Origin of the sequence: Geminicoccus sp. (genome assembly GCF_035556675.1) — a bacterium.
Taxonomy (GTDB): Bacteria; Pseudomonadota; Alphaproteobacteria; order Geminicoccales; family Geminicoccaceae; genus Geminicoccus.
On sequence record NZ_DATMFZ010000024.1, the window covers coordinates 12,849 to 37,846 of the forward strand.

At 69.9% G+C, this 24,998-nt stretch carries 23 protein-coding genes; 13 read left to right on the plus strand and 10 right to left on the minus strand.

The features are described 5' to 3' along the window. Positions 1 to 12: 12 nt before the first annotated feature. Positions 13 to 429, minus strand: coding sequence for a hypothetical protein (locus VNS22_RS01600; RefSeq protein ID WP_325728920.1), 417 nt, complete (start codon positions 427 to 429; stop codon positions 13 to 15). A gap of 147 nt (positions 430 to 576) precedes the next feature. On the opposite strand from VNS22_RS01600, the gene VNS22_RS01605 reads away from it, so the two are divergent. After that, positions 577 to 1,833, plus strand: coding sequence for a DNA recombination protein RmuC (locus VNS22_RS01605; protein ID WP_325728921.1), 1,257 nt, complete (start codon positions 577 to 579; stop codon positions 1,831 to 1,833). On the opposite strand, the gene VNS22_RS01610 is transcribed toward VNS22_RS01605, so the two are convergent. Beyond that, complete coding sequence (locus VNS22_RS01610; RefSeq protein WP_325728923.1) at positions 1,746 to 2,696, minus strand: hypothetical protein; 951 nt, start codon at positions 2,694 to 2,696, stop codon at positions 1,746 to 1,748. The two genes, VNS22_RS01605 and VNS22_RS01610, sit on opposite strands and share 88 nt — an antisense overlap. Before the next feature lie 273 nt (positions 2,697 to 2,969). On the opposite strand from VNS22_RS01610, the gene VNS22_RS01615 reads away from it, so the two are divergent. The 4 genes from VNS22_RS01615 to VNS22_RS01630 all read left to right on the plus strand — a co-directional run bounded on the left by VNS22_RS01615 (position 2,970) and on the right by VNS22_RS01630 (position 6,653). Next, positions 2,970 to 4,991, plus strand: coding sequence for an elongation factor G (locus VNS22_RS01615; RefSeq protein WP_325728926.1), 2,022 nt, complete (start codon positions 2,970 to 2,972; stop codon positions 4,989 to 4,991). Positions 4,992 to 5,064: 73 nt separating this feature from the next. Beyond that, positions 5,065 to 5,466, plus strand: a complete 402-nt coding sequence (locus VNS22_RS01620) for a DUF2946 family protein (protein WP_325728928.1) — start codon at positions 5,065 to 5,067, stop codon at positions 5,464 to 5,466. Between the two features lie 27 nt (positions 5,467 to 5,493). Further along, positions 5,494 to 6,027 (plus strand): copper chaperone PCu(A)C, encoded by a 534-nt coding sequence (locus tag VNS22_RS01625; RefSeq protein ID WP_325728930.1) that lies wholly within the window; start codon positions 5,494 to 5,496, stop codon positions 6,025 to 6,027. Between the two features lie 2 nt (positions 6,028 to 6,029). Then, complete coding sequence (locus tag VNS22_RS01630) at positions 6,030 to 6,653, plus strand: SCO family protein (protein ID WP_325728932.1); 624 nt, start codon at positions 6,030 to 6,032, stop codon at positions 6,651 to 6,653. Between the two features lie 15 nt (positions 6,654 to 6,668). Here VNS22_RS01630 and VNS22_RS01635 read toward each other — a convergent pair whose 3' ends face one another. The 3 genes from VNS22_RS01635 to VNS22_RS01645 all read right to left on the minus strand — a co-directional run bounded on the left by VNS22_RS01635 (position 6,669) and on the right by VNS22_RS01645 (position 8,294). Then, positions 6,669 to 7,475 carry a glycosyltransferase family 2 protein gene (locus VNS22_RS01635; RefSeq protein WP_325728934.1) on the minus strand — a complete coding sequence of 269 codons (807 nt, stop codon included), beginning with the start codon at positions 7,473 to 7,475 and terminating at the stop codon, positions 6,669 to 6,671. A 10-nt stretch (positions 7,476 to 7,485) separates the two neighbouring features. Next, positions 7,486 to 7,731 carry a hypothetical protein gene (locus VNS22_RS01640; protein ID WP_325728936.1) on the minus strand — a complete coding sequence of 82 codons (246 nt, stop codon included), beginning with the start codon at positions 7,729 to 7,731 and terminating at the stop codon, positions 7,486 to 7,488. Between the two features lie 143 nt (positions 7,732 to 7,874). Continuing rightward, positions 7,875 to 8,294 carry a VOC family protein gene (locus VNS22_RS01645; protein WP_325728938.1) on the minus strand — a complete coding sequence of 140 codons (420 nt, stop codon included), beginning with the start codon at positions 8,292 to 8,294 and terminating at the stop codon, positions 7,875 to 7,877. A 186-nt stretch (positions 8,295 to 8,480) separates the two neighbouring features. Here VNS22_RS01645 and VNS22_RS01650 point away from each other — a divergent pair, with 186 nt between their 5' ends. Both VNS22_RS01650 and scpA read left to right on the plus strand, forming a co-directional pair. Continuing rightward, positions 8,481 to 10,199, plus strand: coding sequence for a methylmalonyl-CoA mutase family protein (locus tag VNS22_RS01650; RefSeq protein WP_325728940.1), 1,719 nt, complete (start codon positions 8,481 to 8,483; stop codon positions 10,197 to 10,199). After that, on the plus strand, positions 10,196 to 12,349 hold the full coding sequence (gene scpA, locus VNS22_RS01655; protein ID WP_325728942.1) for a methylmalonyl-CoA mutase: 2,154 nt from the start codon (positions 10,196 to 10,198) through the stop codon (positions 12,347 to 12,349). The genes VNS22_RS01650 and scpA overlap by 4 nt, the downstream gene beginning before the upstream one ends. A gap of 18 nt (positions 12,350 to 12,367) precedes the next feature. Here scpA and VNS22_RS01660 read toward each other — a convergent pair whose 3' ends face one another. Then, positions 12,368 to 14,323 carry a PAS domain-containing protein gene (locus VNS22_RS01660; RefSeq protein ID WP_325728944.1) on the minus strand — a complete coding sequence of 652 codons (1,956 nt, stop codon included), beginning with the start codon at positions 14,321 to 14,323 and terminating at the stop codon, positions 12,368 to 12,370. Then, complete coding sequence (locus VNS22_RS01665; RefSeq protein WP_325728946.1) at positions 14,320 to 15,063, minus strand: Crp/Fnr family transcriptional regulator; 744 nt, start codon at positions 15,061 to 15,063, stop codon at positions 14,320 to 14,322. The genes VNS22_RS01660 and VNS22_RS01665 overlap by 4 nt, the downstream gene beginning before the upstream one ends. 298 nt (positions 15,064 to 15,361) lie before the next feature. Between VNS22_RS01665 and VNS22_RS01670 the strand changes: the two genes are divergently transcribed. Further along, positions 15,362 to 17,296 (plus strand): AI-2E family transporter, encoded by a 1,935-nt coding sequence (locus VNS22_RS01670; protein ID WP_325728948.1) that lies wholly within the window; start codon positions 15,362 to 15,364, stop codon positions 17,294 to 17,296. A gap of 78 nt (positions 17,297 to 17,374) precedes the next feature. Here VNS22_RS01670 and VNS22_RS01675 read toward each other — a convergent pair whose 3' ends face one another. Beyond that, positions 17,375 to 17,926 carry a DUF2934 domain-containing protein gene (locus VNS22_RS01675; RefSeq protein WP_325728950.1) on the minus strand — a complete coding sequence of 184 codons (552 nt, stop codon included), beginning with the start codon at positions 17,924 to 17,926 and terminating at the stop codon, positions 17,375 to 17,377. Positions 17,927 to 18,157: 231 nt separating this feature from the next. Between VNS22_RS01675 and VNS22_RS01680 the strand changes: the two genes are divergently transcribed. Then, the gene (locus VNS22_RS01680; RefSeq protein WP_325728952.1) at positions 18,158 to 18,997 is read left to right on the plus strand and encodes a Cof-type HAD-IIB family hydrolase; all 840 of its coding nucleotides are present in this window, start codon (positions 18,158 to 18,160) and stop codon (positions 18,995 to 18,997) included. 16 nt (positions 18,998 to 19,013) lie between these two features. Here the strand turns inward: VNS22_RS01680 and VNS22_RS01685 are convergent, their stop codons facing one another. Then, positions 19,014 to 20,066: a YihY/virulence factor BrkB family protein gene (locus tag VNS22_RS01685; RefSeq protein ID WP_325728954.1), complete on the minus strand. Its 1,053-nt coding sequence runs from the start codon at positions 20,064 to 20,066 to the stop codon at positions 19,014 to 19,016. Positions 20,067 to 20,119: 53 nt separating this feature from the next. Here VNS22_RS01685 and VNS22_RS01690 point away from each other — a divergent pair, with 53 nt between their 5' ends. Together VNS22_RS01690 and VNS22_RS01695 are read left to right on the plus strand one after the other, a co-directional pair. Then, the gene (locus VNS22_RS01690) at positions 20,120 to 20,782 is read left to right on the plus strand and encodes a peroxiredoxin (protein WP_325728956.1); all 663 of its coding nucleotides are present in this window, start codon (positions 20,120 to 20,122) and stop codon (positions 20,780 to 20,782) included. A gap of 107 nt (positions 20,783 to 20,889) precedes the next feature. Beyond that, positions 20,890 to 21,279, plus strand: a complete 390-nt coding sequence (locus tag VNS22_RS01695; protein WP_325728958.1) for a hypothetical protein — start codon at positions 20,890 to 20,892, stop codon at positions 21,277 to 21,279. A 10-nt stretch (positions 21,280 to 21,289) separates the two neighbouring features. Here the strand turns inward: VNS22_RS01695 and VNS22_RS01700 are convergent, their stop codons facing one another. Further along, entirely contained in the window at positions 21,290 to 21,538 is a 249-nt protein-coding gene (locus tag VNS22_RS01700; RefSeq protein ID WP_325728959.1) for a helix-turn-helix transcriptional regulator, read from the minus strand. Between the two features lie 103 nt (positions 21,539 to 21,641). On the opposite strand from VNS22_RS01700, the gene VNS22_RS01705 reads away from it, so the two are divergent. Both VNS22_RS01705 and VNS22_RS01710 read left to right on the plus strand, forming a co-directional pair. Beyond that, positions 21,642 to 24,557: a monovalent cation/H+ antiporter subunit A gene (locus tag VNS22_RS01705; RefSeq protein WP_325728960.1), complete on the plus strand. Its 2,916-nt coding sequence runs from the start codon at positions 21,642 to 21,644 to the stop codon at positions 24,555 to 24,557. Then, entirely contained in the window at positions 24,557 to 24,895 is a 339-nt protein-coding gene (locus VNS22_RS01710) for a Na+/H+ antiporter subunit C (RefSeq protein WP_325728962.1), read from the plus strand. The genes VNS22_RS01705 and VNS22_RS01710 overlap by 1 nt, the downstream gene beginning before the upstream one ends. Positions 24,896 to 24,998 lie beyond the last annotated feature (103 nt).

A 24,998-nucleotide genomic window follows, 5' to 3' on the forward strand; every position in this document is an offset into this window, starting at 1 on the left:
GCAAAAAGGGGGTCAATGGATCCGGTCGCCCAGCGCGGCCTTCACCTCGGGACTGGCGACGAATGATCCCAGGACGACCACCGATTCGACCGTGGCCAGGGCCAGGTCGGGGTCCACATCGGCGGCGATCGTGGCCAGGCCCAGGACGCGGATCCGCAGCCTGCGCCCGGCGGCCCGGGCCGCCTCGAGCTCGGCCCGGTCGTAGCGGCGCAGGCCCAGGTCGAAGCCGTGATGTGCGGCCGAGCGGTTCAGCGCATCGGCATGCCGGTCGATCTGGTTGCGGATCGCGGTGCGGATGAAATCGCTGCGGTTGGCATAGAAGCCTTCGCGCACCAGCAGGTCGATCTGGCCCAGGTCGACGAAGCCGAGATTGAGCGTGATCTTCTCGCTCTCGCTGCTGCGACCGCGCGGCTCAGCTCGCTCCGTCATGTCCTAGACCATCCATGGACCATCCAACTGGATGGTAAGATGGTGGGATGACGAGCTGGATCAAGCTCGCTCCGCCGGTTTTCCGCTCGCGCTGAGCGAAACCGGCACGCTAGGCAACTGGCGGACGGGAGTGGCGGGAGCAGGCGCTTGGAGATCTGGATCGGCCTGGGAGCGGCATTCGCGACGGGTCTGGCCCTGGGCTTCCTGCTCGGCCGCCGCGACGCAGCCGGCCAGCGCGGTGCCACCCGCCATGCCCTGGCCGAGCTGGACAACCGGCGTGCCGAGGAGACCGAGGCCCTGCTGGACCAGGTGAAGCTCGCCTTTGCCGAACTATCCCGTGAGGGCGAGAAGCGTGCCGCCGACGAGCTGGCCCGGGCGGTGCAGACCGCGTTCACCGTCGAGCGCACGCTCCAGGGCCACCGCGCCCAGACCGAACGGGCCGAGTTCGAGGCGCGCATCCAGAACGTGCTGGGCCAGGTCGAGCGGCTGGGCGAGCTGATCCGCCGGATCGAGCGGGAGCGCGCCGAGAGCTTCTCCACCCTGGGCGGCCGGGTCGAGCAGGCGTTCGCCCGTGCCGAGAAGCTGGCCGAGACCACCGCGTCGCTGCGCGATGCCCTGGTCCATGCGCGGGTGCGCGGCCAGTGGGGCGAGCGCATGGCCGAGGACCTGCTGCGCGCCATGGGCCTGGTCGAGAACCTGCACTGGGTGCGCCAGCGCCAGCTTCCCAATGGCACCCGCCCCGACCTGACCTTCCTCCTGGCGGACGGACGGGTCCTGCACATGGACGTCAAGTTCCCGTTCGAGAACTGGGCGAAGCTGGTCGAAGCCAGCGACGAGGAGGCGCGCAGCCGGGCCAGGTCGGCCTTCGTGCGCGACGTGCGCGGCCGCATCAACGAGGTGGCCAAGCGGGGCTGGGCCAGGCCGGAGCACGGGGCGCTACCGCTGGCCCTCTTGTTCGTGCCGAACGAGCAGGTCTTCGCCGGCATGGTCACGGCCGAGCCGCTCCTGGTGGACGAGGCGATCACACGCCAGGTCTGCCTGGTGGGCCCGGCCAGCCTGTTCGCCGTGTTGGCGCTGATCCGGCACGCCGCGGAGGAGCGGCGGATCGCCGAGGGGATGGGCGAATTGCTGGAGGCGCTGCGCGGCCTGGACGAGGGCTGGCGCACCCATCTGCAGCGGCTGGACCGGCTCGGCCGCCGGCTCGAGGAATCGCTCAGGGACTGGCATGAGCTGCGCGGCAGCCGCGTGCCGCAACTGGAACGCCTGCTCCTGCAGCTGGGCGAGCGCAGCGGCGAGGCCGCTGCCCCGCCGGGCGGTCAGTTCAGCGAGGCCGGGATGAAGAACAGCTCGTCCAGCCTGGCCGCCGATACGTCCCCCAGCACATCCAACGTCACGCCGTCATAGCGCCGGACCAGATGGGAGAAGCCGCGCTCCCTGGCGAGACCCGCCACTTCGGCCGACATCGAGGTCATCCCGTCCGGGGTCGGCAGGATCATCAGCCGGCCGTCCTGCGGCGTGTCGATCAGCACGGCGGGCCGGCGCTCATTGCCCATGGGCACGTCGCTGCCACCGACGATTTCCGCCTTCACCGGCAGGGGCAGGTCGATCGGGCGGCCCAGCTGCCGGTCGAGCCAGCCCTGGAGCTGATCCGGTCCGACCTCGACATGGTCGAGATCGACCCCGCCCGCGGCCACCGGTGACGTCTCGTCCGGCATCGCGGCACCGATCGGCATGGCGAGCGCGCCGTCCTCCGCCGGGGCGTCGGTGTGGCCGCCGTCCAGGAGCCGCAGGCTCGAGGCGACCTCCCCGCCAGGGTCGCTCCCCGGACGGACCAGGAACCAGCCGCCGGTGCCCGCCCCGGCCAGCACCAGGCAGACCAGTGCCACCATCGACCAGCGCTGCTCGCGCGGCGCCGTCTCCTGGGGTGGCAGGGCCGTCGCACGGCTGGTCCGGGCCGGAGGCAGCAGGAGGGCACCCGACAAGGGGGAGATGGAGGGGCGCGGCGATTTCGGCGGCAGCGTGTCGCCGGAAGCGGCGGCGCTGGGCAGGCCGACCAGGTCGAGCTCCAGCCCGGTCCACAGCCGCTGGGTCCGCGCCATGGCCCGAAAACGCTGGTGCAGATCGACCTCAAACCGGCGCAGCTCCTCCACCCGATGGCGGCAATGCTGGCAGGTCATCACGTGACGGCGCAGCACCAGCCACTGCGCCCGGCGCAGCCGGCCTTCCAGATACGCCTCGAGATAGCGTTCGAGGCTCGCGCAATCCATGCCTGCCCCCACAACACCCGACCGTCCGGAACTAGGCCGCTACGGCCTGCCATGATCCGCCAGTTCCAGGGCCATGTCCACCCATCGATGTCGCCGCAGGCAGGCGTCCGCCCCGGCGTGCATCCGGGAAAAGGCCTGGACGTCGGGGTTGCCAATTGCCGCCGATCCCCTGAACATGCGTCATACCCGATCGCGCGAGCCGGTCGGACGCCTTCCTGCCCATGGAGTGCCGACCGCGCCCGACGGCGCACGGACAAGGGAGGCCGAGAACGAATGAGTACCGACCGAAACCCATGCAATCTCGCGCTGGTCGGGCCGAACGGTGCCGGGAAGACGAGCCTGCTCGAAAGCATGCTGTTCGTGTCCGGCGCCATTCCCCGCAAGGGCAAGGTGGCCGATGGCACATCGGTAGGCGATCATGCGCCCGAAGCCCGGGCGCGACAGATGAGCACGGAGCCCACCTGCGCCACGGTCGCCTTCGAAGGCCGGCGGCTCACCGTGATCGACTGCCCGGGCTCGGTGGAGTTCATCCATGACACCCGCTCGGTCCTGATGGGCGTCGATGCGGCGGTGGTCGTGGTGGAGCCGGTGCTGGAGCGCCTGGTCGCGGTGGCGCCCTTGCTCCACTTCCTGGACGCGATCCACCTGCCGCACCTGATCTTCGTCAACAAGATGGACCGCTCGGAAGTGCGCTGGCGCGACCTGCTGGCGGGCCTGCGGGCGGTCAGCCAGCGGCCGGTGGTGCCGCATCTCTATGCGATCGGCCGGGGCGAGGGCCTGGTCGGCTATGTCGACCTGGTCGACGAGAAGGCCTGGCACTTCAAGGCCGGTGCCCCTTCCGACGAGATGTCGATGCCCGAGGAGTACCGGGACCGGGAAAGCCAGGCGCGCCAGGAGATGCTGGAAACGCTGGCGGATTTCGACGACGAGCTCCTCGAGCAATTGCTGGAGGACCGGCCGGTCGATCCGGGCACCGTACTGCGGGACCTCGCCCGCGGCCTGTCCGCCGACAGCGTCGTCCCGGTGCTGCTGGGCGTGGCCGAGCGCGACATGGGCGTGCGCCGGCTCCTGCGCGCGGTGGTCGAGGAGGCGCCGGATGCCGGCGTCACGGCGGAACGGCTGGGCATTGCCAAGGACGGCCCGCCGCTCGTCCAGATCCTCAAGACCTACCACGTGCCCCACGCCGGCAAGCTGAGCCTGGCGCGGGTCTGGCGCGGGCCGCTCAAGGACGGCGTCCAGCTGGACGGCTCCCGGGTGTCCGGCCTGTTCGAAGTGAACGGCGCACGGACGGAGGCGGCGGGCGAGGCGGAGAGCGGCACCATCGTCGGGCTCGGCCGGATGGAGGGGGTACGTACCGGCGACGTGCTGGGCGGCACGGAAGGGGAGGCCAGCAGCCTTCTGTCCCTGGAGCCCCCCCAGCCGATGTACGCCTTCGCCCTCCATGCCAAGGACCGCAACGACGAGGTGAAGCTGTCCGCGGCCTTCCAGAAGCTGGCCGAGGAGGACCCGGCGATCCGCCTGGATCTCGACCCGGAGACGCGGCAGACGATCCTGTGGGGCCAGGGCGAGATGCATCTGCGGGTGGCGCTGGACCGGCTGCGCCAGAAGTACCGGCTGGAGCTGGAGACCCATTCGCCGCGCACCCCCTATCGCGAGACGATCCGCAAGGGCACCCAGGCGCACGGGCGGCACAAGAAGCAGACCGGCGGCCATGGCCAGTTCGCCGACGTGAAGATCGAGATCCGCCCGCGCGAGCGCGGCGAGGGCTTCGCGTTCAGCAACAAGATCGTGGGGGGCGCCGTGCCCAAGCAGTTCATCCCGGCGGTCGAGGACGGGGCGCGGGAATGGCTGGCCAAGGGGCCGCTGGGCTTCCCGGTGGTCGACGTCGAGGTCACGCTGCACGATGGCCAGTTCCACTCGGTCGACAGCTCCGAGCTGGCGTTCAAGATGGCGACCGGTCTCGCGCTGAAGGAGGGGCTGCCGAACTGCCACCCGGTGCTGCTGGAGCCGATCCTGACCATCAGCATCTCGGTGCCCTCCGACTATACCTCCAAGGCGCTGGCCCTGATCTCGGGCAAGCGCGGCCAGGTGCTGGGCTACGAGGCGAAGTCGGACTGGCCGGGCTGGGACGAGATCAGCGCCAACCTGCCCCAGGCCGAGAGCCACGACCTGGTGCTGCAGCTCCGCTCGATGACCCAGGGAGTGGGCTTCTTCACCTGGCAGGTCGACCATCTGGACGAGGTGCCCGAGCGGCTGACCCGCGACATCGCCGCCCAGGCCGCCACTGCCGCCTGAGCGGTGGCCCCGAGGTAGCGCCCGTTGCCACAGGTGCTCGGCAGGATCGCCGGCCTGTGGCATGATGGTGGCCATGGGCTTTGTCCTGCACCAGCGCCTGCAACTCCTGGCCGCCCGCCTTGTGGGCGTGGCGCTGCTGCTGCAGGTCCTCCTGCCGCCGGGCCTGGCGCCGCCCCAGCCGATGCTCGCCGGGGCGGACGGGAGGTTCCTGCCGACCGTGCTGTGCGCCGTGGCCGCGGGCGGCACGGACGAAGCGCCCTGGCAGGAGCGTGACGGGCATGGCCACGATCATTGCGTGCTGTGCCGGCTGCCGGGCCTGGCCAGCCTGGGCCTGGGGCCGGAGCCCCAGGCAGCGCTGCCGCTTCCTGCCGACAGCGGCCGGCGGATCGGCCCTCCGCTGGCAGCACCGCCCACGTCCCAGGCAGTGGCCCTGGGGTTCACCGCCCGGGCACCGCCGGCCGTCCTCGTCGCCTAGTACCCTTTGCGCAACGAGGACGAGTGCATGACCAATTCCTGGATCAGGGGCGCCCTGGCGGGCGTCCTGTTGACCGTGGGTGCCGCGGGTGCCCACGCCCATGAATACGAGCTGGGCGAGCTGGCGATCGGCCATCCCTGGACCCGCGCGGTGCCGCAGGGCCAGCCGGCCGCCGGCGGCTACTTCACGATCGCGAACCACGGCAGTGCCGCGGACCGGCTGGTATCGGCCGAGAGCCCGGCGGCCCGGGTCGTGGAACTGCACGACATGACGATCGAGAACGGCGTCATGAAGATGCGGCCGATCGAGGGCGGCATCGAGATCCCGGCCGGCGGCACGGTGGCGCTGGCGCCGGGCGGGATGCACGCGATGCTGATCGGCCCCACCCAGGCGTTCAAGCCGGGCGAGCGCATCCCGCTGAGCCTGACCTTCGAGAAGGCCGGTACGGTCGAGGTCGAGCTGGCGGTCGAGAAGCCGGGGGCCGCCGCGGCCAAGCCGGTGGCCGAGCATGACAGTCATGGCGACCATGGCGGCCACGGCGGTCAGGACACGGGAGGATGAGCATGAAGGGCAGGATCCTGCCCGCCGCGGCTGCCGGTGTGATCGCCGCGGCGGCGGTCGGCATCGTCGGCTGGCAGGCCGGCTGGTTCGAGCCGGCCAGGGCGGAGGCGCCGGAGATCCCCGGCGTGATCCGCGAGGCTCCCGTGGGCGGGCCGTTCACCCTGGTGGCGCATGACGGCCGCACCGTCACGGAGGCCGACCTCCAGGGCAAGCTGACGCTGATGTTCTTCGGCTATCGCTATTGCCCGGATTTCTGCCCCAACGAGCTGCAGAAATTCTCCGAGGTGCTGGAGCAGCTGGGTCCCAAGGCGCAGCAGGTCCAGGCCTGGTTCGTCTCGATCGACCCCGAGCGCGACCGGCCGGAGGATCTGGCCGAGTATGTCGAGCTGTTCGACCCGCGGATCGTCGGCCTGTCGGGCAGCCCGGAGCAGGTGGCGGGTGCGGCCAAGGCCTGGCGGGTCTATTTCGCCAAGGCCCAGAGCGAGCAGAGCAGCGAGTACCTGATGGACCACAGCACCTACAGCTACCTGATGGGCCCGGACGGGACCAATCTCGCGGTGTTCAGCTACGAGGCGCCGCCGGAGACCATGACCAAGGTGATCGCGGACGCGATCGACGCAGGCTGAGCCGGACCTTGAAGGTCACGCCGTGCGGTGGCTCCGGTTGACCCGACGCCGCAGCGCGGCGTGGACCTGGCCTGGCAGAATGCGGCCGAGCAGGCGCTGGGCGGCCGCCCGCGCCACCCGCCCGCCCCAGATCGGCCAGGCCGTGGCCGGCGGCAGCCCGTGGCGGATCGAGATGGTCCGCAGCTCGCTGGCTGCACGCAGCCATTGGCGGTCCGAGGCGCCGCCCAGCCGGTAATGGCCGGCGATCTCCGGATCGTAGACGAAGCGGGCGCCCGCCCGGTGCGCGCGCAGGCACCAGTCATAGTCCATGGCGACCCGCAGGCTCGGGTCGAAGCCGCCGATCTCGTCGAACAGGTCGCGCCGGACCAGGAGGGTCGGGTGGTTGAGCGCCGGAAAGGCCCGGTCGATCCAGGCGGCATAATTTGGGTCGCCCGCGATCCGGTGCAGCGGGCGGCCGAGGCCGTCCTCGCAGACCAGATCGCCGAACACGCCGTCGGCACCGGTCCGCTCCAGGGTCGCGGCCGCGCGCGCGATCTGGTTCGGGCCCAGCCGGTCGTCGGCGTTGAGGAACATCAGCCAGGCGCCGCTGGCGCGGGCGACGCCCTTGTTGAAGGCATCCGCGATCCCGCCATCCGGCTCGCTGACCAGCACCGCCAGGTGCTGCCGCCAGCGCTCCAGGATCTCAAGCGTGCCGTCGGTCGAGGCACCATCGATCACCACATGCTCGATCGCCCGGCCGCGCTGTGCCGCGACCGAGGCGAGCATGGCCTCGATCGAATCCTCGGCGTTGCGGCAGACCGTGACGATCGAGATCAGCGGCAAGCGGGTTTCCTCACAGTTCGGACGGCTTGCGGACGAACAGGCTGACCAGCAGCCAGGGCCCCGCCACCGACAGGAGCAGGACGCCCAGCAGCGGGACGAACTCGGTCAGGTGGAGCGGCAGCCCGTTCTGCACGAGGTTGCGGTACATCAGGTAGCACAGGACCAGGCCTGCGAGCCCGCACAGGACCGTCAGCCCGGTGCGCAGCCGCCGAAAGAACAAGTAGCGCCGATAGGCGCTGCGATGTCGCACAGCCATCGTCGTTCCCTTCGTCTGGTGAGGGAACGACTCTACGCAATTGCTGCATTGCAGCAACCGCTCTGGCTGCGACATTGACGTTTCCGGAAGCAGAACCGGTCATGTCCGCAGTTCTCTCACGGCATCGTGAGCGAAGATGGGTCTCACCAGGTCCCGACGTTCTCGGCCGACTTCCAGGGCTCTGCCGGCTCCTTGGCACCGCCCTTCTGCAGCAGCTCGATCGAGATGCCGTCGGGCGAGCGCACGAACGCCATCCGGCCGTCGCGCGGCGGGCGGTTGATGGTCACCCCGTTGTCCTGGAGGTGCTGGCAGAAGGCGTAGATGTCGTCGACCTCGTAGGCGAGATGGCCGAAATTGCGGCCACCGGTATAGGTCTCGGGATCCCAGTTGTAGGTGAGCTCGATCGGTGCCTCCGGCGTTTCGGGTGCCGCCAGGAACACCAGCGTGTAGCGGCCCTTCTCGCTTTCGCTCCGCCGGACCTCCTTGAGGCCCAGCAGGTCGCGGTAGAAATGCAGCGACTGCTCGAGATCGGTCACCCGGACCATGGTGTGCAGATAGCGCAAGCTCGTTCCTCCAGCTGGGGTGGCCGCGCCTGATGTAGAGCGCCGGAGGGCCGCCCGCCACCTGGAGCTGGCCGCGGTCGACCCAGCGGCGGTGGTGGCAGGTGAGGGATCGGCGGCGTATGCTCGGGCCGGCGGCATGCCGGCCCGAGCCGGCATTGCCCTCTTGCTGCTGCCGGAGAAAACCCCTTGTCCGCGTTGCCGAGCCTTGCCGCCGACTTCCCGACCCCGGAGCTCGAGGCCTGGGAAGCCCTGGTCCTCAAGGGGCTGAAGGGTGCCGGCTTCGAGGAGCGGCTGGTGGCGCACACCGAGGACGGGCTGCGCATCGAGCCGCTCTACACCAGGCGGGACGAGCTGCCCGAAGCGCCCCCGCCCGGCCAGGCACCTTGGCTGCGCGGCACGGCGATGGGCCGGACCGCCTGGGACATCCGGGCCCGCTGCACGCTGGCCGACCTGATCGCCGCCAACCGGGCGATCCTGGCCGACCTGGCGGGCGGGGCGGGGTCGGTGGTGCTGGCCGCCCGGGGGCGGAACAGTGCCGACCTGCGCCAGATGCTGGACGGGGTGCTGCCGGAACTGGCCCCGGTCCATCTGGAGCGTGATCCGGGCGAACCGCTCGACCTGCCGGCCGGCGTGCTGGTGGAGCTCGATCCGCTGGAGCCATGGGCGCGCGGTGACGCGGCCGACCCGGACGAGACCGCCCGGCACATCGTCGCCGCGGGCCTCGCCGGCCGCGACGATGTCCGCTTCGCCCTGGGCGGCCCGATCTTCGACGATGCCGGTGCCAGCGACGCCGAGGAGATCGGCCTGACCATCGCCCTGGCGGTGGACCTCACCCGCCGGCTGGAGGAGGTGCAGGAGCCCGGCCGGGTGCTGGAGCGGGCGATCCTGCGGGTCACCACCAGTGCCGACTTCTTCGGCGGCATCGCCAAGCTGCGTGCCCTGCGCCGTCTATGGGGGCGGGTGGCCGAGATCCTGGAGCTGCCAGCGCTCCGTCCGACCGTGCACGCGACCAGCTCGGCGCGGATGCTGACCCGCTATGACCGCTGGACCAATCTCCTGCGCAACACGATCGCCGCCGCGGCCGCCGGCCTGGGCGGCGCCGACGCGGTGACCGTGCTGCCGCACGACCATGCCTGCACGGAGCCCGACCCGTTCGCCGCGCGGATGGCGCGCAACATCCAGAACGTCCTGCTGGAAGAAAGCCGCCTGGGCCTGGTGGCCGATCCTGCCGGCGGGAGCTGGCATGTCGAGCAGCTTTCCGAGCAGCTGGCCGAGGCCGGCTGGGCGGTGCTGCAGCGGGTCGAGGCCGCGGGCGGCATGGCTGCCGCCTGCCGGGCGGGCCTGGTGGAGGACCTGCTCGCCGAGCGCCGGGCCAGCCGCCGGACCCGGGTGGCAACGCGCCGGCGGCCGATCCTGGGGGTGAGCCTCTATCCGGACGCGGGCGAGCGCGAGGTGCCGCCCAAGCGGGACCAGCAGCCCGGCCGGCGCCTGCCGCGGATCCGCGATGCCCAGGAGCTGGAAGACCTGCGCGATCGGGTGCTCCAGGCCGGTCTGGCGCCGGTGCCGGTCCTGACCCTGGGGCCGGCTGCACGGCACACGGGGCGGCTGGGCTTCGCCCAGGGGCTCCTGGCGGCTGCCGGTCTCGAAGCCGCGGTCATTGACCGACCTGATGCAGTACCGCCGGAGGCGCGCCTCGTGCTGATCGCCGGGGACGATGCCGATTATGCCGAAGGCGGCGTGGCGGCGGTCCGTCGTCTGCGCGAAACCGGCATCAATGACGTGCATCTCATGGGGCAGCCGCGCGATGTCGCCCCGGCGCTGGCGGAGGCCGGCGTCGGCCGTTTCGTGCGGCAGGGCGACGACCTGATGGCCTATCTGGAAGACGTGGTGGAGCAGCTGCGATGAGCAAGGTTCCGAGCCTCGCCGGCCTGCCGCTCGGGCCGCGCCCGGCGGCTACCGCCAGCGCCCCGCAGCCGGCCTGCTTCGATACGCCCGAGGGGATCGGGCTCGCCCCCCTCTACGGCTCGGCCGACCGGGCGGGCATCGCAACGCTGGACAGCCTGCCCGGAATCCCGCCGTTCGTGCGCGGGCCGTATCCGACCATGTACGTCCAGTCGCCCTGGACGATCCGGCAATATGCCGGCTTCTCCACCGCCGCGGCGAGCAATGCCTTCTACCGGCGCAACCTCGCCGCCGGGCAGAAAGGGCTGTCGATCGCCTTCGACCTCGCCACCCATCGCGGCTACGACAGCGACCATCCGCGCGTGATGGGCGATGTCGGGATGGCCGGGGTGGCGATCGATTCGATCCTGGACATGCGCGAGCTGTTCGCCGGCATCCCGCTCGACCGGATGAGCGTGTCGATGACCATGAACGGGGCGGTCCTGCCGATTCTCGCTCTGTTCGTGGTGGCGGCGGAAGAGCAGGGGGTGCCGCCCGAGAAGCTGACCGGGACCATCCAGAACGACATCCTCAAGGAGTTCATGGTCCGCAACACCTACATCTTCCCGCCCCGGCACAGCATGCGGGTGATCTCGGACATCTTCGCGTTTACCGCCGAGCGGATGCCGAAGTTCAACTCGATCAGCATTTCCGGCTACCACATGCAGGAGGCCGGGGCGACCGCGGACCTGGAGCTCGCCTACACGCTGGCGGACGGCGTGGAATACGTCCGGGCCGGCCTAGCCGCCGGGCTGAAGGTCGATGCGTTCGCGCCGCGCCTGTCGTTCTTCTGGGCGATCGGCATGAACTATTTCATGGAGATCGCCAAGCTGCGTGCCGGACGGCTGCTCTGGGCGAAGCTCATGAAGCAGTTCGACCCGGCCGACCCCCGCTCGCTCAGCCTGCGCACCCACTGCCAGACCAGCGGCTGGTCGCTCACCGCTCAGGACGTGTTCAACAACGTCACCCGCACCATGATCGAGGCGATGGCCGCCACCCAGGGCCATACCCAGTCGCTGCACACCAACTCGCTGGACGAGGCGCTGGCCCTGCCGACCGACTTCTCCGCCCGGATCGCACGCAACACCCAGATCCTGCTGCAGGAGGAAAGCGGCACGACTAGGCCGGTGGATCCCTGGGGCGGCGCCTATTTCGTCGAGAAGCTGACCGCTGATCTGGCCGCGCGTGCCTGGGAGCATATCCAGGAGGTCGAGGCCAGCGGCGGGATGGCCCGGGCGATCGAGCAGGGCATTCCCAAGCTCCGCATCGAGGAGGCGGCGGCGCGCACCCAGGCCCGGATCGATTCCGGCCAGCAGGTGGTGGTCGGCGTCAACAAGTACCGGGCGGAGCAGGAGCAGGCGATCGAGGTCCTGAAGGTCGACAACAGCGCGGTGCGCAAGGAGCAGCTGGACAAGCTCGCCCGCCTGAAGGCCGGACGCGACCAGGCGACGGTGGACCGTGCGCTCGCGGCCCTGTCCGCCATGGCGGAGGGGGGCCAAGGCAATCTGCTGGCCGGCTCGATCGAGGCGGCCCGGGCGGGTGCCACGGTCGGCGAGATGACCGATGCCCTGGAACGGGTCTGGGGGCGGCATGTGGCACAGATCCGCACGATCACCGGGATCTACGGGCAGGAGACGCGGTCGGTGGCCAAGGTGGCGAAGGTCCGGGCGATGGTGGAGCAGTTCGCCGAGAACGAGGGGCGCCGGCCGCGCATCCTGATCTGCAAGATGGGCCAGGACGGCCATGACCGTGGCCAGAAGGTGATCGCGTCGAGCTTCGCCGACTTAGGATTCGACGTCGACATCGGCCCGCTCTTCCAGATGCCGGCCGAGGCGGCCCAGCAGGCGGTCGACAACGACGTCCATGTCGTGGGCGTGTCCAGCCTGGCCGCCGGCCACCTGACCCTGGTCCCGGCGCTGAAGGCCGAGCTCGCGGCGCGCGGGCGCGACGACATCCTGATCGTAGTGGGCGGCGTGATCCCGCCGCAGGATTATGACGCCCTCAAGGCGGCGGGTGCCGCGGCGATCTTCCCGCCCGGGACGGTGATCGCGGAGGCCGCAGGGGAGCTGATCGAGCGGCTGAACCGGACGCTGGGCTACGACGCCGCGGCATGAGCCGCCTGGGATCTTCCGTCAGGAGGCGATGCCGGTCGGGGCCGTCCCGCCGGTTTCGCTGACCGGATCGTCCGGCACAATCCCGGCGCTCAAGGGGATGTGGAGGTCGCAGCGTATTCCGTCGGCCCGGAATTCGACGTCCACTTCGGCACGCAGCTCGTAGACCAGACTACGCTTGAGCTGCAGCATGCCGAAGCCCTCCGGCCCTGGCTGCGGGCTGTTGTCGGACAGTTCCTCCCAGACGAAATCCAGCCTGCGATCAGGGCTGGCACCCTCCACCGACCAGCTCACCGTGATGCGGCCGTCCGGGCTGAACAGCGCGCCATGCTCCAGCGCGTTGGTAACCAGCTCGTGAATGGCCAGGCCCAGCGCTTCCGCCGCCTTGCCCTTCAGCCGCACCGGCGGTCCTGCGACCTGCAGCCGGCTCGACTGCCGGACATGGCTCGCGAGCAGTTCCTCGTCGATCAGGCCCTGAAGGTCGGCACCGCGGCCGGCGAACCGGGTCACGGCCGCCTGGACCCGCGCCAGCGCGCCGATCCGCCCGTCCAGATGGGCTGCCAGGTCCTGCAGGTTCGAGGCACTCTCGGCAGTGCGGCGGGCGATGGAGCGCACCACCGCCAGCGTGTTGCGCAACTGGTGCTGCAACTGCTCCATCAGGTGCTGCTGCCGCTCCTGGCGGCCATGCAGGTTGTCGATGTCGACAAGAATGCCGATCCACCCAGGTGGATCGCCGCCCCCATCGGGCAGCGGCTCCGCCCGCAGCCTGGCCCAGCGATGGCGCCCCTCGGCCGCGTGCCACAGGCGGAGGTCGGCCTCGAACCGGCCGGTATCCCGGGCCTCGCCCAGCGCCTCACCGATCCGGACGCGATCGTCCGGATGCACGGCGTCCAGCCAGCCGGTACCGGCCGACACCTCAGCGGACTGGCCGGTCAGGCTCTGCCAGCAGCGGTTGGCCCAGATCCAGGCGCCTACCGCATCCGCCTGCCAGACCGGCAGCGGGATGGCGTCGCATCCGGCGCGCAGCCGGTCGGGCTCGTCCAGCCGGGCACTGATCGCTTCGGCTGCCTGGGCGACGAACAGGTCGAGATGATGCAGATCGCTCGCCGAGGGCAGCATGGGCGCGCGAAAATAGGCGGACAGCACGCCCAGCGGGCGACCGTCCCCGGCGATGAGCGGGATGGCCTGCGCCCCGCGAATGCCCAGCTCCTTCGCGCGGTCCTTGTCCAACAGCGGGTCGGTATCGCGGGTGAAGTCCTCCACCGCGATCCGGCGCCTGGTGTTGAAGGCCCGGACCACCACCAGCATCCGGCCAGTCACCGGCAGCTCGCGGAGCTCCTCCGCCACCACCTGGTCGAACCCGCGCTGTGCGGCGATCCGGAGCGTGCGGCGCTCGGGGTCAAAGAGCCGCAGGACCCCCAGATCGGCACCCTGCAGCGCCATGGCGGCATCCAGCACCTGCTCCAGGAGCGGCTCGAGCCGGGTGCAGGCCGCGAGGCGCCCGGACAGGCGGTGCAGCCGGGTCAGTGCGCTGACCTCCGCGCTGAGCGCACGGCACAGGGCAGAAACCTCGCCGTCACCGGCCCGTGCTGCAGTGACGTCCCACAGGATCCCGCCGAGCGTGACCCCGCCTGCCGGGTTGCGCAGTGCCGTGCCGCGTGCCTCCAGGCGGATGACCCGCCCGTCCCGCGGACGGGTCATCCGATAGGCGAACTGGAACGGGCCGCCGCGCTCGGCAGCCCTGCGCCGCTCGGCATGCAGCCGGTCGAGGTCGTCTGCATGCACGCTGCGGTCATGGTCCGCCACGGCCACGCAGCGCTCGTTGCCGATCCCCATCAGCTCGGCAGCCGCTGCCGAAAGCCGCAAGAGCCCGGCCGCCAGGTCATGCTCGAAGACCGCGAGGTCGGCGGCGGCGAAGAACTCGGCACAGGCTTGCAGGCAGGTGCTGGCTGGCATTACGGGCGCGGCAGTGCTCACGGCTCGTTGGCTCCGTATTGCTGGCCTTCGGCGTCCAGGTGCAGGTAGTTCGGGTTGAACAGCGAGAGCACCTGCAGGGCCGGCAGGTCCGGGATGGTAAGCAGCCGGTCGCGCAGGACGATCAGCTCGTCTGCGCGCAGTTCCTGCAGGGTCCGGTTCAGATGCACCGCGGACAGGCCGGTGGCATCGGCGAGATCGACCTGGGTGATCGGGAATTCGCAGCTGTTGCCGCTGGTCAGGCCCACCATCCGCAGCCGGACGAACAGCTCGCACAGGATGTGGCCCACCCGCTCCAGGGCGGTGCGCTGGCCGAGGCTGACGCTCCACTCACGCTGGATCGCGGCGGTGACCAGCGTGTCCCACCACAGGGCCTGGGTGATCCGCGGCTGCTTCAGCGTGACCTCCTCCAGCACCTCGCGGCTGACCTCGGCATAAGTGACCGGGGTGATGGCGGCCATCGAATGGTCCATGGTGCGCAGGATGAAGATGTTCAGATCGCAGAAATCGCCCGGCAGCAGGATGGCGATGATCTGGCGCCGGCCATCCTCCAGCGTCTTGTAGCGGCAGGCCCAGCCCGACAGGATCAGGTTGACGTGCTCCGGCCGATCGCCCTCCCGGATCAGGTCGTGGCGGGCATGGACCTGGCGGACGCGCTGGCGCGCCAAAAAATCGAGGGCCGCCTGGTCGCTCGCCGACAGCCTCGTGAAGTGGGAGAGCTTGCGCGCGAGCGGGTTGTCCATGCTTCCCCCATTCCCGGCAGCGCTCCAGCGCTGCCGGGGCCTTCCGGCGGATCGGACCACTCCGTGTTATAGAACATCGACGGTTCGGCGCCATCCGGGTTTATCGAGTCGCCTTGGCCTTCCAGACGTCACCTTGCGGCACCAGCTGGAAATTTTCTGATGAATGGCGGTGCGCAGCGCGATTCTGGCTGTTGTGTAGATTGGGGGCTTGCGCGCCCGGCACCAGCAGCGAGACCAGATGCCTCAGATCCCAACCCCGAAGATTCCCACCCCTATCGAGTCCCGCATCCCGGACGGCATGCGTGCCTCACCTGCCTCCGGGCTGTTCGTGGCGGTGGTCATCATCGGCTTTCTCTATTTCGGCCGCGAGGTCCTGGTCCCGGCAGCGCTGGCCGTGCTGCTCAGCTTCGTGCTGGCGCCGATGGTGCGCCTCCTGCAGCGCTACTTCGTGCCGCGCAGCATCGCGGTCCTGTCCACCGTGGTGCTGGCGTTCATCGTGATCTTCGGGCTTGGCACCCTCATGGCCGCCCAGCTCACCGAGCTGGCCACGGACCTGCCGCGCTACCAGTCGACCATGCAGGAGAAGATCCGCTCGTTCCGCGGCGCCACCGAGGGTGGCGGGGGGATCGTCGACCGGATGTCGCGGATGCTGGAGGGGCTGAGCCGGGAGCTCAACGAGCAGCCGGCCCAGCAGACCCGGCCGATCGGTCCGGAGCCGGGCACCACACCCGACGAGATGGCGCCCATCCCGGTGATCATCCATCAGGCGGACCCCGGTGCGCTGGCGACCCTGGCGCTGATCATCAACCCGCTCCTGCACCCGCTCGCCACCACCGGCATCATCATCATCTTCGTGATCTTCATCCTCCTGGCGCGCGAGGACCTGCGCAACCGGCTGATCCGCCTGGCCGGCGCACACGACATCCAGAACACCACCGCCGCCCTGGACGATGCCGGGCGGCGGCTGAGCCGCCTGTTCCTGACCCAGGTGGGGCTCAACTCGGCCTATGGCTGCGTGATAGCCATGGGCCTGTGGCTGATCGGTGTGCCGAGCCCGATCCTGTGGGGCGTGCTGGCGGGCGTGCTGCGCTTCGTGCCCTATGTGGGCGCGGTCATCGGCGCAGTGTTCCCAATCGTCTTCGCCGGCGCGGTCGATCCCGGCTGGTCCATGGCGCTGTGGACCCTGGCCATGTTCGCGGTGATCGAACCGATTGTCGGCCACGGCATCGAGCCCATGCTGTTCGGCCGTTCGACCGGTCTGGCGCCGGTCGCCGTGGTGGCCGCCGCGACCTTCTGGACCTGGCTGTGGGGGCCGATCGGGCTGCTGCTGGCGACGCCCATCACCGTCTGCCTCGTGGTCCTGGGCCGGCATGTGAAGTCGCTGGAGTTCCTGGACATCATGTTCGGCGACCGTCCGGCGCTGACGCCTCCGGAGCTGTTCTACCAGCGGATGCTGGCGGGCGACCCGATCGAGGCGATCGAGATGGCGACCGAGTATCTCAAGGAGCGGTCGCTCACCTCCTACTATGACCAGGTCGCCCTCAAGGGCCTGGAGCTGGCGCAGGCCGACCATGCGCGGGGTGCGCTCGACGACGAGCGCCTGGCACGGATCCGGACCAGCCTGGAGGAGCTGATCGACGAGCTTGTGGACGAGGATGATCGACCGAAATCGCTGATCGGCACGGACGACCCGGAAGCCGAGGCGGCGTTCGACCAGGACGAGGACGAGGACGATTCCGCGCAGCGCCTGCCGGTGCTGACCGAGCAGGAGCTGGCGCCGGAATGGTCGGGCGAGGCGCCGGTGCTGATCATCTCGGGCCGCGGGCCGCTCGACGACTCCGCCTCCAGGATCCTGGCCCAGCTCCTGGGCAAGCATGGCCTGCGCGCGCGGATCGTCGGCACCGAGGCGATCAGCACGGCCAACCTGTTCCGCCTGGATCCCACCGGGGTGGCGCTGGTCTGCCTGTCCTATCTGGATCCGGCGAGCCTGATCCCGGCCCGGACCGCGGCCAAGCGGATCCGGCGCCGGATCCCCAAGGCCGCGATCCTGCTGGGTCTGTGGCGGCCGTCCGAGGAGGACGAGCGCCGCGAGCTGCCGGAGGAGGTGATGACGGACTACCGCGCCTTCACCTTCGAGGAAGCGGTGCGGCTGTGCCTGGCGGCCGCGACGCAACCGGGCAGGGCAGAGGCGGATGCCGCCGCTGCGACTCAGGCGGTCCAGCGCAGCGCGTGATCCGGGCTGCCGGGACGCGCAAGACGACCCCCGGCCGTCGCCGGCCGGGGGTCTGGGAGTCGGATATTCTGGCTCGGATCAGCCGTTGATCCGGTCGGACATGTCGGGGTCGGTTTCCGCACCCTGGTCGGCGAGCCCCTGGAACTCCCCGAGATTCTCCGTGACCCTCGCCTCCTCGACCGGCTCGTCGAGGCCCCCGTCGAAGGGCAGCAGGCTGGAGCGGGCCGCGTCCTCCTCGGCGACCAGCTGGGCGGCCAGGTGCCAATGGTCTTCGGCGCGGCCATGCGGGCCGCCCTCGGATTCCCAGAGCTCGTAGGCCTTGCGCCGGATCCGCTCTTCCAGCGGCTCGTCGGTCGCCAGGTCCTCGGCACCGGCCCTGGCCGACTCCTCGAGATCGTTCAGGCCGTCGGCGGTTTCGTCGTCGAAGTCCGGGCGCGCCGTCTCGGCGACCGCCCAGTCCTGCGCGGTCGCGTCCTCGGGCTGGGGGCTGCTGCCCTGCTCGTCATAGCTGTCGACGTCCCGCCCGAACACGGCCAGCGAGGGATCCTCCTCCGGCCGCTGCGCCTCGGCACGGTCCAGTGCTGCCTGTTCCGCCTGCTCGATCGTCGGCGAGTCAGTGTTGCGCGCCATCTCTAGCTTCTCCTTCGACCGCCCATGCGGGCCGGTCCGGTGATGCCCCTCCAACGTTTTCCGCGTGCGTGCGTTCCAGCCGGATGCCGGCCCGACCCCGCCATGCCGACCATGCCGCACCGGCGGATGGAGAGATCGGCCTGGTAGGCCCATGTCCTTGACGGCTGGCGCACCAGACGTTGCAGTCCCATTCCCTGCAAAGCGATTGTCCCGGCGGCAAGGAGAGGCGCATTGACCCGGACGACCATGGACGCGGATCGGGCACTGCCCGCCATCGACCTGCTGATCAGCGATGTCGACGGCACCCTGGTGCGGACCGACAAGAGCCTCAGCGAGGCGACCAGGCAGGCGGTCGACCGCCTGCGCCGGGCGGGGATACGCTTCAGCATCATCAGTGCCCGCCCGACTCGCGGCCTGCGCCTGCCGGTCGATGGGCTGCAGATCACCGAACCCGCGGCGGCATTCAACGGCGGCACGATCGTGGCTGCCGACGGCACGATCCTGCGGGCCAGCCGGCTGGCCGATGCGACCGCGCGCACCGTCCTGGAGCGGTTGCGCCGGCCGGGCATCGATCTCTGGCTGTTCGCCGACGACCGCTGGCTGGTCGAGGATCCGGATGGTCCGCTCGTGCCGCGCGAGGTGCGGGCGGTGGGCTTCGACCCGGAACGGGTCGAGAACCTCGCCGATCATGCGGTGCGGGTCGACAAGATCGTGGCCGCCAGCAACGATCACGCGCTCCTGGCCGCGCTCGAGCAGGAGGAGGGCGGGGCGCTGGCGGGGGAGGCGCGGGCGTTGCGCTCCCAGCCCTACTATCTCGACGTCACCGCGCCGAAGGCGGACAAGGGGGAGGGCGTGGCGGCGCTCGCCGAGGCGATGGGCGTCCCGCTCGAGCGCGTGGCGGTGATCGGCGACGCGCCCAACGATCTGCCGATGTTCGCCAGGGCCGGCCTCGCGATCGCGATGGGGCAGGCACCGGACGAGGTGAAGGCGGCGGCACGCTTCGTCACTGCGGGCAACGATTCGGACGGCGTGGCCCAGGCGGTGGACCGTCTCCTGCTGGGGCGGCCCTGAGCCGTCGCTTCAGGCTTCAGCTCCGGACGACATGGTCGGCCACGAAGGCGCCGCGGCGGCCCATTGGTGCGGTCGGGTCCGTCGTAGTGTCGTGCCGGGTCTGCAGCTCCAGCTCCGCGTTGAGCTCGGCACCCAGCAGCAGGGCATAGGCCGAGATCCAGAACCAGAACATGGCCACCACTACGCCGCCGAGCGTCCCGTAGAGCGCGTCATAATCGCCGAACCGGGCGACGTATAAGGAGAAGCCCAGCGAGACCAGCAGCCAGAGTGCCGCCGCCAGGATCGAGCCCGGGGTCACCCAGCGCCATTTGGCGTTCTCCCGGGAGGGCCCGAACCGGTAGATGAGCGCCAGGGCCAGCATGGCGAAGACCAGCAGCAGGACGAAGGCGCTGGCGCGCACCAGCAGGGCCGGGACCGGCCCGAGCCAGCCGGACGCCAGGGCCGCCGGCACGGCGACGATCACCGTCAGCGTCACGACGAGCCCCAGGATCCCGCACAGGGTGATCAGCAGCACCTCCAGGTTCAGCCGGAGGAAGCTCCGCTTCTCCCGCTCCTCGTAGGCCACGTTGAGCGCGGTGATGATCGACTTCACCCCGTTCATGGCGCTCCACAGCGCCACGGCGAGGCTGACCGCCAGGCTGGAGCTGAGCCGGGTGCGGCCGGCCGTGGCCACGTCCTGCACCCGGTCGCGGACCAGCTCGAAGGCGGAGGGCGGCAGGACGCCCTGCAGCGCTTCCAGTTGCCGGGCGGCAGTGTTCTGGTCGTTGAACAGGCCATAGATCGAGATCGCCACCAGGATCACCGGGAACAGCGCCAGGATCGCATAGAAGCCGCAGCTCGCCGCGGCCATGCCGATCTCGTCGGAGATGGCCTGCCAGAAGACCCGGCGCAGCACGGCGAGCCAGCCCTCTGGCGGGATCTCCTGGGGTGAGCGGGCGTCATGGCCCGGCGCGTCACCCGGCTCCCGGCCAGGTCCCACCACGTCCTCCCGCTCGTCGCCCATCAGGCCGTTTCTCCGGCGGCGGCGCCGGCCGGCCTGCCGCTCCGCCATCGAGATCGCTTGCCCCATGATCCACATAATGCATGTAGTAGTGGCGCAAGAACCAACCGAGGAGGTCGTACATGGCAATAAGACTGGGTGACATCGCTCCCGACTTCGAGGCGGACACGACCGAGGGGAGGATCAGATTCCACGAGTGGATCGGCGACAGTTGGGCGGTGCTGTTCTCGCATCCGAAGGACTTCACCCCGGTGTGCACGACCGAGCTCGGCTACATGGCCAGGGTGAAGCCGGAATTCGACAAGCGCAACGTGAAGATCATCGGCATCAGCGTCGATCCGGTCGAGGATCACCATCGCTGGGCTGCCGACATCGAGGAGACCCAGGGCCACGCACCCAACTACCCCATGATCGGCGACACCAGGCTGGAGATCGCCAAGCTCTACGACATGCTGCCGGCCAGCGCTGGGGACAGCCATGCCGGCCGCACGCCTGCGGACAACGCCACCGTGCGCAACGTGTTCGTGATCGGCCCGGACAAGCGGGTGAAGCTGGTCCTGGTCTATCCCATGTCGACCGGGCGCAACTTCGACGAGGTGCTGCGGGTGATCGATTCGATGCAGCTCACCCAGCAATACTCGGTATCCACGCCCGCCAACTGGCAGAAGGGTGACGACGTCATCGTGCTGCCGTCCATCCCGACCGACGAGGCGCGGCGGCGCTTCAGCAAGGGGGTCATCGAGCAGAAGCCCTATTTGCGGATCACGCCCGACCCGAGTGCCTGAACCGGTTCCTGCGGCATCGCGGCTGCGGCTCCACAGCGCCCGTGGCGGAGAAACCAGGGCCACAGCGGGAGGTTGCCTGGGCGGGCACATCAGCGGTGGAGCATGTGATGACCGGACAGCTCGGCGGTCTCCTCGCCGGCAGGCTCATTCTGCTGGTCGAGGATGACCGGCTGATGGCACTGAATCTCGTCCAGGCCCTGGAGGGGGAAGGGGCCAGCGTCATCGGGCCGGTGGCCACGGTCCGCCAGGCGCTGGACCTGATCGAGGCCACACCTCGCCTGGACGGGGCGGTGCTGGATGTGGAACTGGTGGGCGAATTGAGTTTCCCCGTGGCGGACCGGCTTCGCGACCAGGGCATCCCGTTCGTGTTCCAGACCGGCCATGACGAGCGGATCCTGCCTGAATCCTGCCGTGATGCGCCGCGGATCGCCAAGCCGGCGCCGATCGAGCTCATGGTCCACGCACTGGCCGGTCCCGCCGGATGTGGCCCGGGTTGAGCCGCGGGCGTCAGGGTGCGGCTGCCCGCCATGCCTTCAGGCGTACACCCGGCCCCTCGGCGTCGATCCCGAGCAACCGGACGCCGCCTTCCTCGAAGGTCCTGACCAGCAGGGCCTCGGTGGCGCGGTGCAACGAGTGGCGATGGCACTCGAAATCCTTGATCGTGCTGCGTGACACGCCGGACAGTGTGGCCAGGCGCTCCTGGGACCAGTTCAGGAGGCCGCGGGCGGCACGGCATTGCTCTGGATGAAGAATCATGATCCCGACCCTTGCCTCTCCGGACAGTAGTCAACCATAATGGGTGGGATTGGGCAACGGCCCGCTCCCGAACCAGAACAAGCAGAGGACGCGGACGACGCGGATGACGGACGACATCTTGCTCATCTCCATGGTCGTCCTACCCTTCGTCGGCGCCATCATCGCAGGGTTCCTGCCTACCAGGGCCCGCAATGCGGAATCCTGGCTCGCCGGCGCGGTGGCCCTGGGAGCGCTGGGTTGCGCCCTGCTGGCCTATCCGGCCATCGCGGCCGGCGGTGCACTGCGCGCTGAAATTCCATGGATAGCCAGTGTTGGCCTGACCTTCGCACTCAGGATGGATGGTTTCGCCTGGCTGTTCGCGCTGATGGTCAGCGGCATCGGCTTCCTCGTCGTGCTCTATGCGCGCTACTACATGTCGCCCGAGGATCCGGTTCCGCGTTTCTTCTCGTTCTTCCTGGCCTTCATGGGCTCCATGCTCGGCATGGTGCTGTCCGGCAACCTGATCCAGCTGGTCGTCTTCTGGGAGATGACCAGCATCTTCTCCTTCCTCCTGATCGGCTACTGGTACCACAATGCCAGTGCCCGCGAGGGTGCGAGGATTTCGCTCACCGTGACCGGCACGGGCGGGATGGCGCTCCTGGGTGGCGTGCTGCTGCTCGGCCACATCGTCGGCAGCTATGATCTCGACGAGGTGCTGAGTGCCGGCGACCTGATCCGCAACCATCCGCTCTACCTGCCGACGCTGATCCTGATCCTCTTGGGCGCGCTCACCAAGAGCGCCCAGTTTCCGTTCCATTTCTGGCTGCCCAACGCGATGGCAGCCCCCACCCCGGTCTCGGCCTACCTGCACTCGGCCACTCTGGTGAAGGCGGGCGTGTTCCTGATGGCACGGCTGTGGCCGGTCATGGCCGGCACGCCGGAATGGTTCTGGCTGGTGGGCGTGGCGGGCCTGAGCTCCCTCCTCCTCGCCGCCTATTTCGCGATCTTCCAGCAGGACCTGAAAGGCCTGCTCGCCTACTCGACCATCAGCCATCTCGGCCTGATCACCGTGCTGCTGAGCCTGAGCAGCCCGCTGGGTGCCGTCGCCGCCATCTTCCACATGGTCAACCACGCCACCTTCAAGGCGTCCCTGTTCATGGCGGCCGGCATCATCGACCACGAGACCGGCACCCGCGACATGCGGCGCTTGAGCGGCCTGTTCCGCTTCATGCCGATCACGGCGACGCTCGCCATGGTCGCGAGCGCCGCCATGGCCGGCGTGCCGCTGCTCAATGGCTTCCTGTCCAAGGAGATGTTCTTCGCCGAGGCGATCGAGACCCACGTCCCCTCCATCCTGGACACGGTGACGCCCTATGTCGCGGTGCTCGCCAGCCTGTTCAGCGTGACCTACTCGATCCGCTTCATCCAGGCGGTGTTCTTCGGCCCGCCGCCCACGGGCCTGCCGCGCACCCCGCACGAGCCGCCCTTCTGGATGCGCCTGCCGGTCGGCCTGCTCGTGCTGTCCTGCCTGGTGGTCGGCGCCATTCCGGGACGGACCATCGGGCCGTTCCTGCACCTCGCCGTCACCTCGGTGCTTGGCGAGGCGACGCCCGAGTTCAGCCTGGCGGTCTGGCACGGGCTGAACCTGCCCCTGGTGATGAGCGTCATCGCCCTGGTGGGCGGGGCGCTGCTCGGCATGGCCCTGAAGCGCTACCTCGCCACCAGCCAGGATGGCCCTCCCTTCTTCCGCCGCTTCAAGGGCCAGCGCATCTTCGAGCGGCTGATGGCCCTGATCGCGGGCGACGGGCCGCGCTTCCTGGAGCGCTACTTCTTGACCCGCCGCCTCCAGCCGCAGCTCCGGCTGCTGGTGGCAGCGGCGATCCTGGCGGCCTTCCTGCCGCTCTGGCGCCTGGGGGCGGGTCTGGGCGGGCTCACCCTGCCGCCCGTGTTCGACCCGATCTTCGCCCTGGTCTGGGTGATCGGCACCGTCTGCGCGGTGATCGCGGCCTATCAGGCGAAGTTCCACCGGCTGGCCGCGCTGGCTCTTTTAGGTGGTGCCGGCCTGTGCGTGTGCATCTCGTTCGTCTGGCTCTCCGCCCCGGACCTGGCGCTGACCCAGCTCCTGGTCGAGGTCGTGACCACGGTCCTGATCCTGCTCGGGCTGCGCTGGCTGCCCAAGCGGGTGGAGGGCGCCACGCCGGAGAAGCTGGCGCTCGCCACCCGGCTGCAACGGCTGCGCGACCTGATCCTGGCCGTGCTCGCCGGGCTCGGGGTGACGCTGCTCTCCTATGCGGTGATGACGCGCCCGGCCGGGCAGACGATCGGCGCCTACTTCCTGGAGCGGGCCTATACCGAGGGCGGCGGCACCAATGTGGTCAACGTGATCCTGGTGGACTTCCGCGGCTTCGACACGCTGGGCGAGATCACCGTGCTCGCCATCGTGGCGCTCACCGTGTTCGCCCTCCTGCGCCGCTTCCGGCCCGCCCCGGACAGCATCGCACCGCCCATGCAGCAGCAGATCCAGCGCAAGTTCGACGTGGCCGCCCCCGACCGCGAGGACGGCGCCACGCTCAGCGACTACCTCTATGTGCCCTCGGTGATCATGCAGTGGCTGTTCCCGATCGTCATCGTGCTGGCCGTCTACCTGTTCCTGCGCGGTCACGACCTGCCGGGCGGCGGGTTCGCCGCGGGCATCGCGATGACCGCCGCCTTCATCATGCAGTACATGGCGGTCGGCACCCGCTGGCTGGAAGACCGGCTGCGCGTGCTGCCCCTGGTCTGGATGGGGTTCGGCCTCCTGCTCGCGACCGCTACCGGCCTCGGGTCCTGGCTGTTCGGCTACCCGTTCCTCACCACCCACAGCCGCTATCTGGAGATTCCGCTGATCGGCAAGGTGCCCGCCGCCAGTGCGCTCCTGTTCGACCTGGGGGTGTTCTCCCTGGTGCTGGGCGCCACCGTGCTGATGCTGATCGCGATCGCCCACCAGTCGATCCGGCGCATGGGTCCGGTCAGGCCGGCTAACGAAGCCGAGGAGGCGTGATGGAACTGGTGCTGGCCCTGGGAATCGGCATCTTGGCCGGCTCCGGCGTCTGGTTGCTGCTGCGCCCGCGCACCTATCAGGTGATCATCGGGCTCTCCCTGGTCTCCTACGCCGTCAACCTGTTCATCTTCAGCATGGGCCGGCTGCGGGTCGACGCCCCGCCGGTCCTGGGGCCGGGTGGCAGCGGGTCCGCCATCTATGTCGACCCGGTGCCGCAGGCCCTGGTGCTCACCGCGATCGTGATCGGCTTCGCCACGACCGCGCTGTTCCTGGTGGTGCTGCTGGCCTCCCGTGGCCTGACCGACACCGACCATGTCGACGGGCAGGAGCGGCGATGACCGGAGGCTGGACCGTCCATCTGATGGTGGTGCCGATCCTCCTGCCGCTGCTGGTGGGTGCGGTGCTGCTGTTCGTCAACGAGCGCCGGCGCCGGCTGAAGGC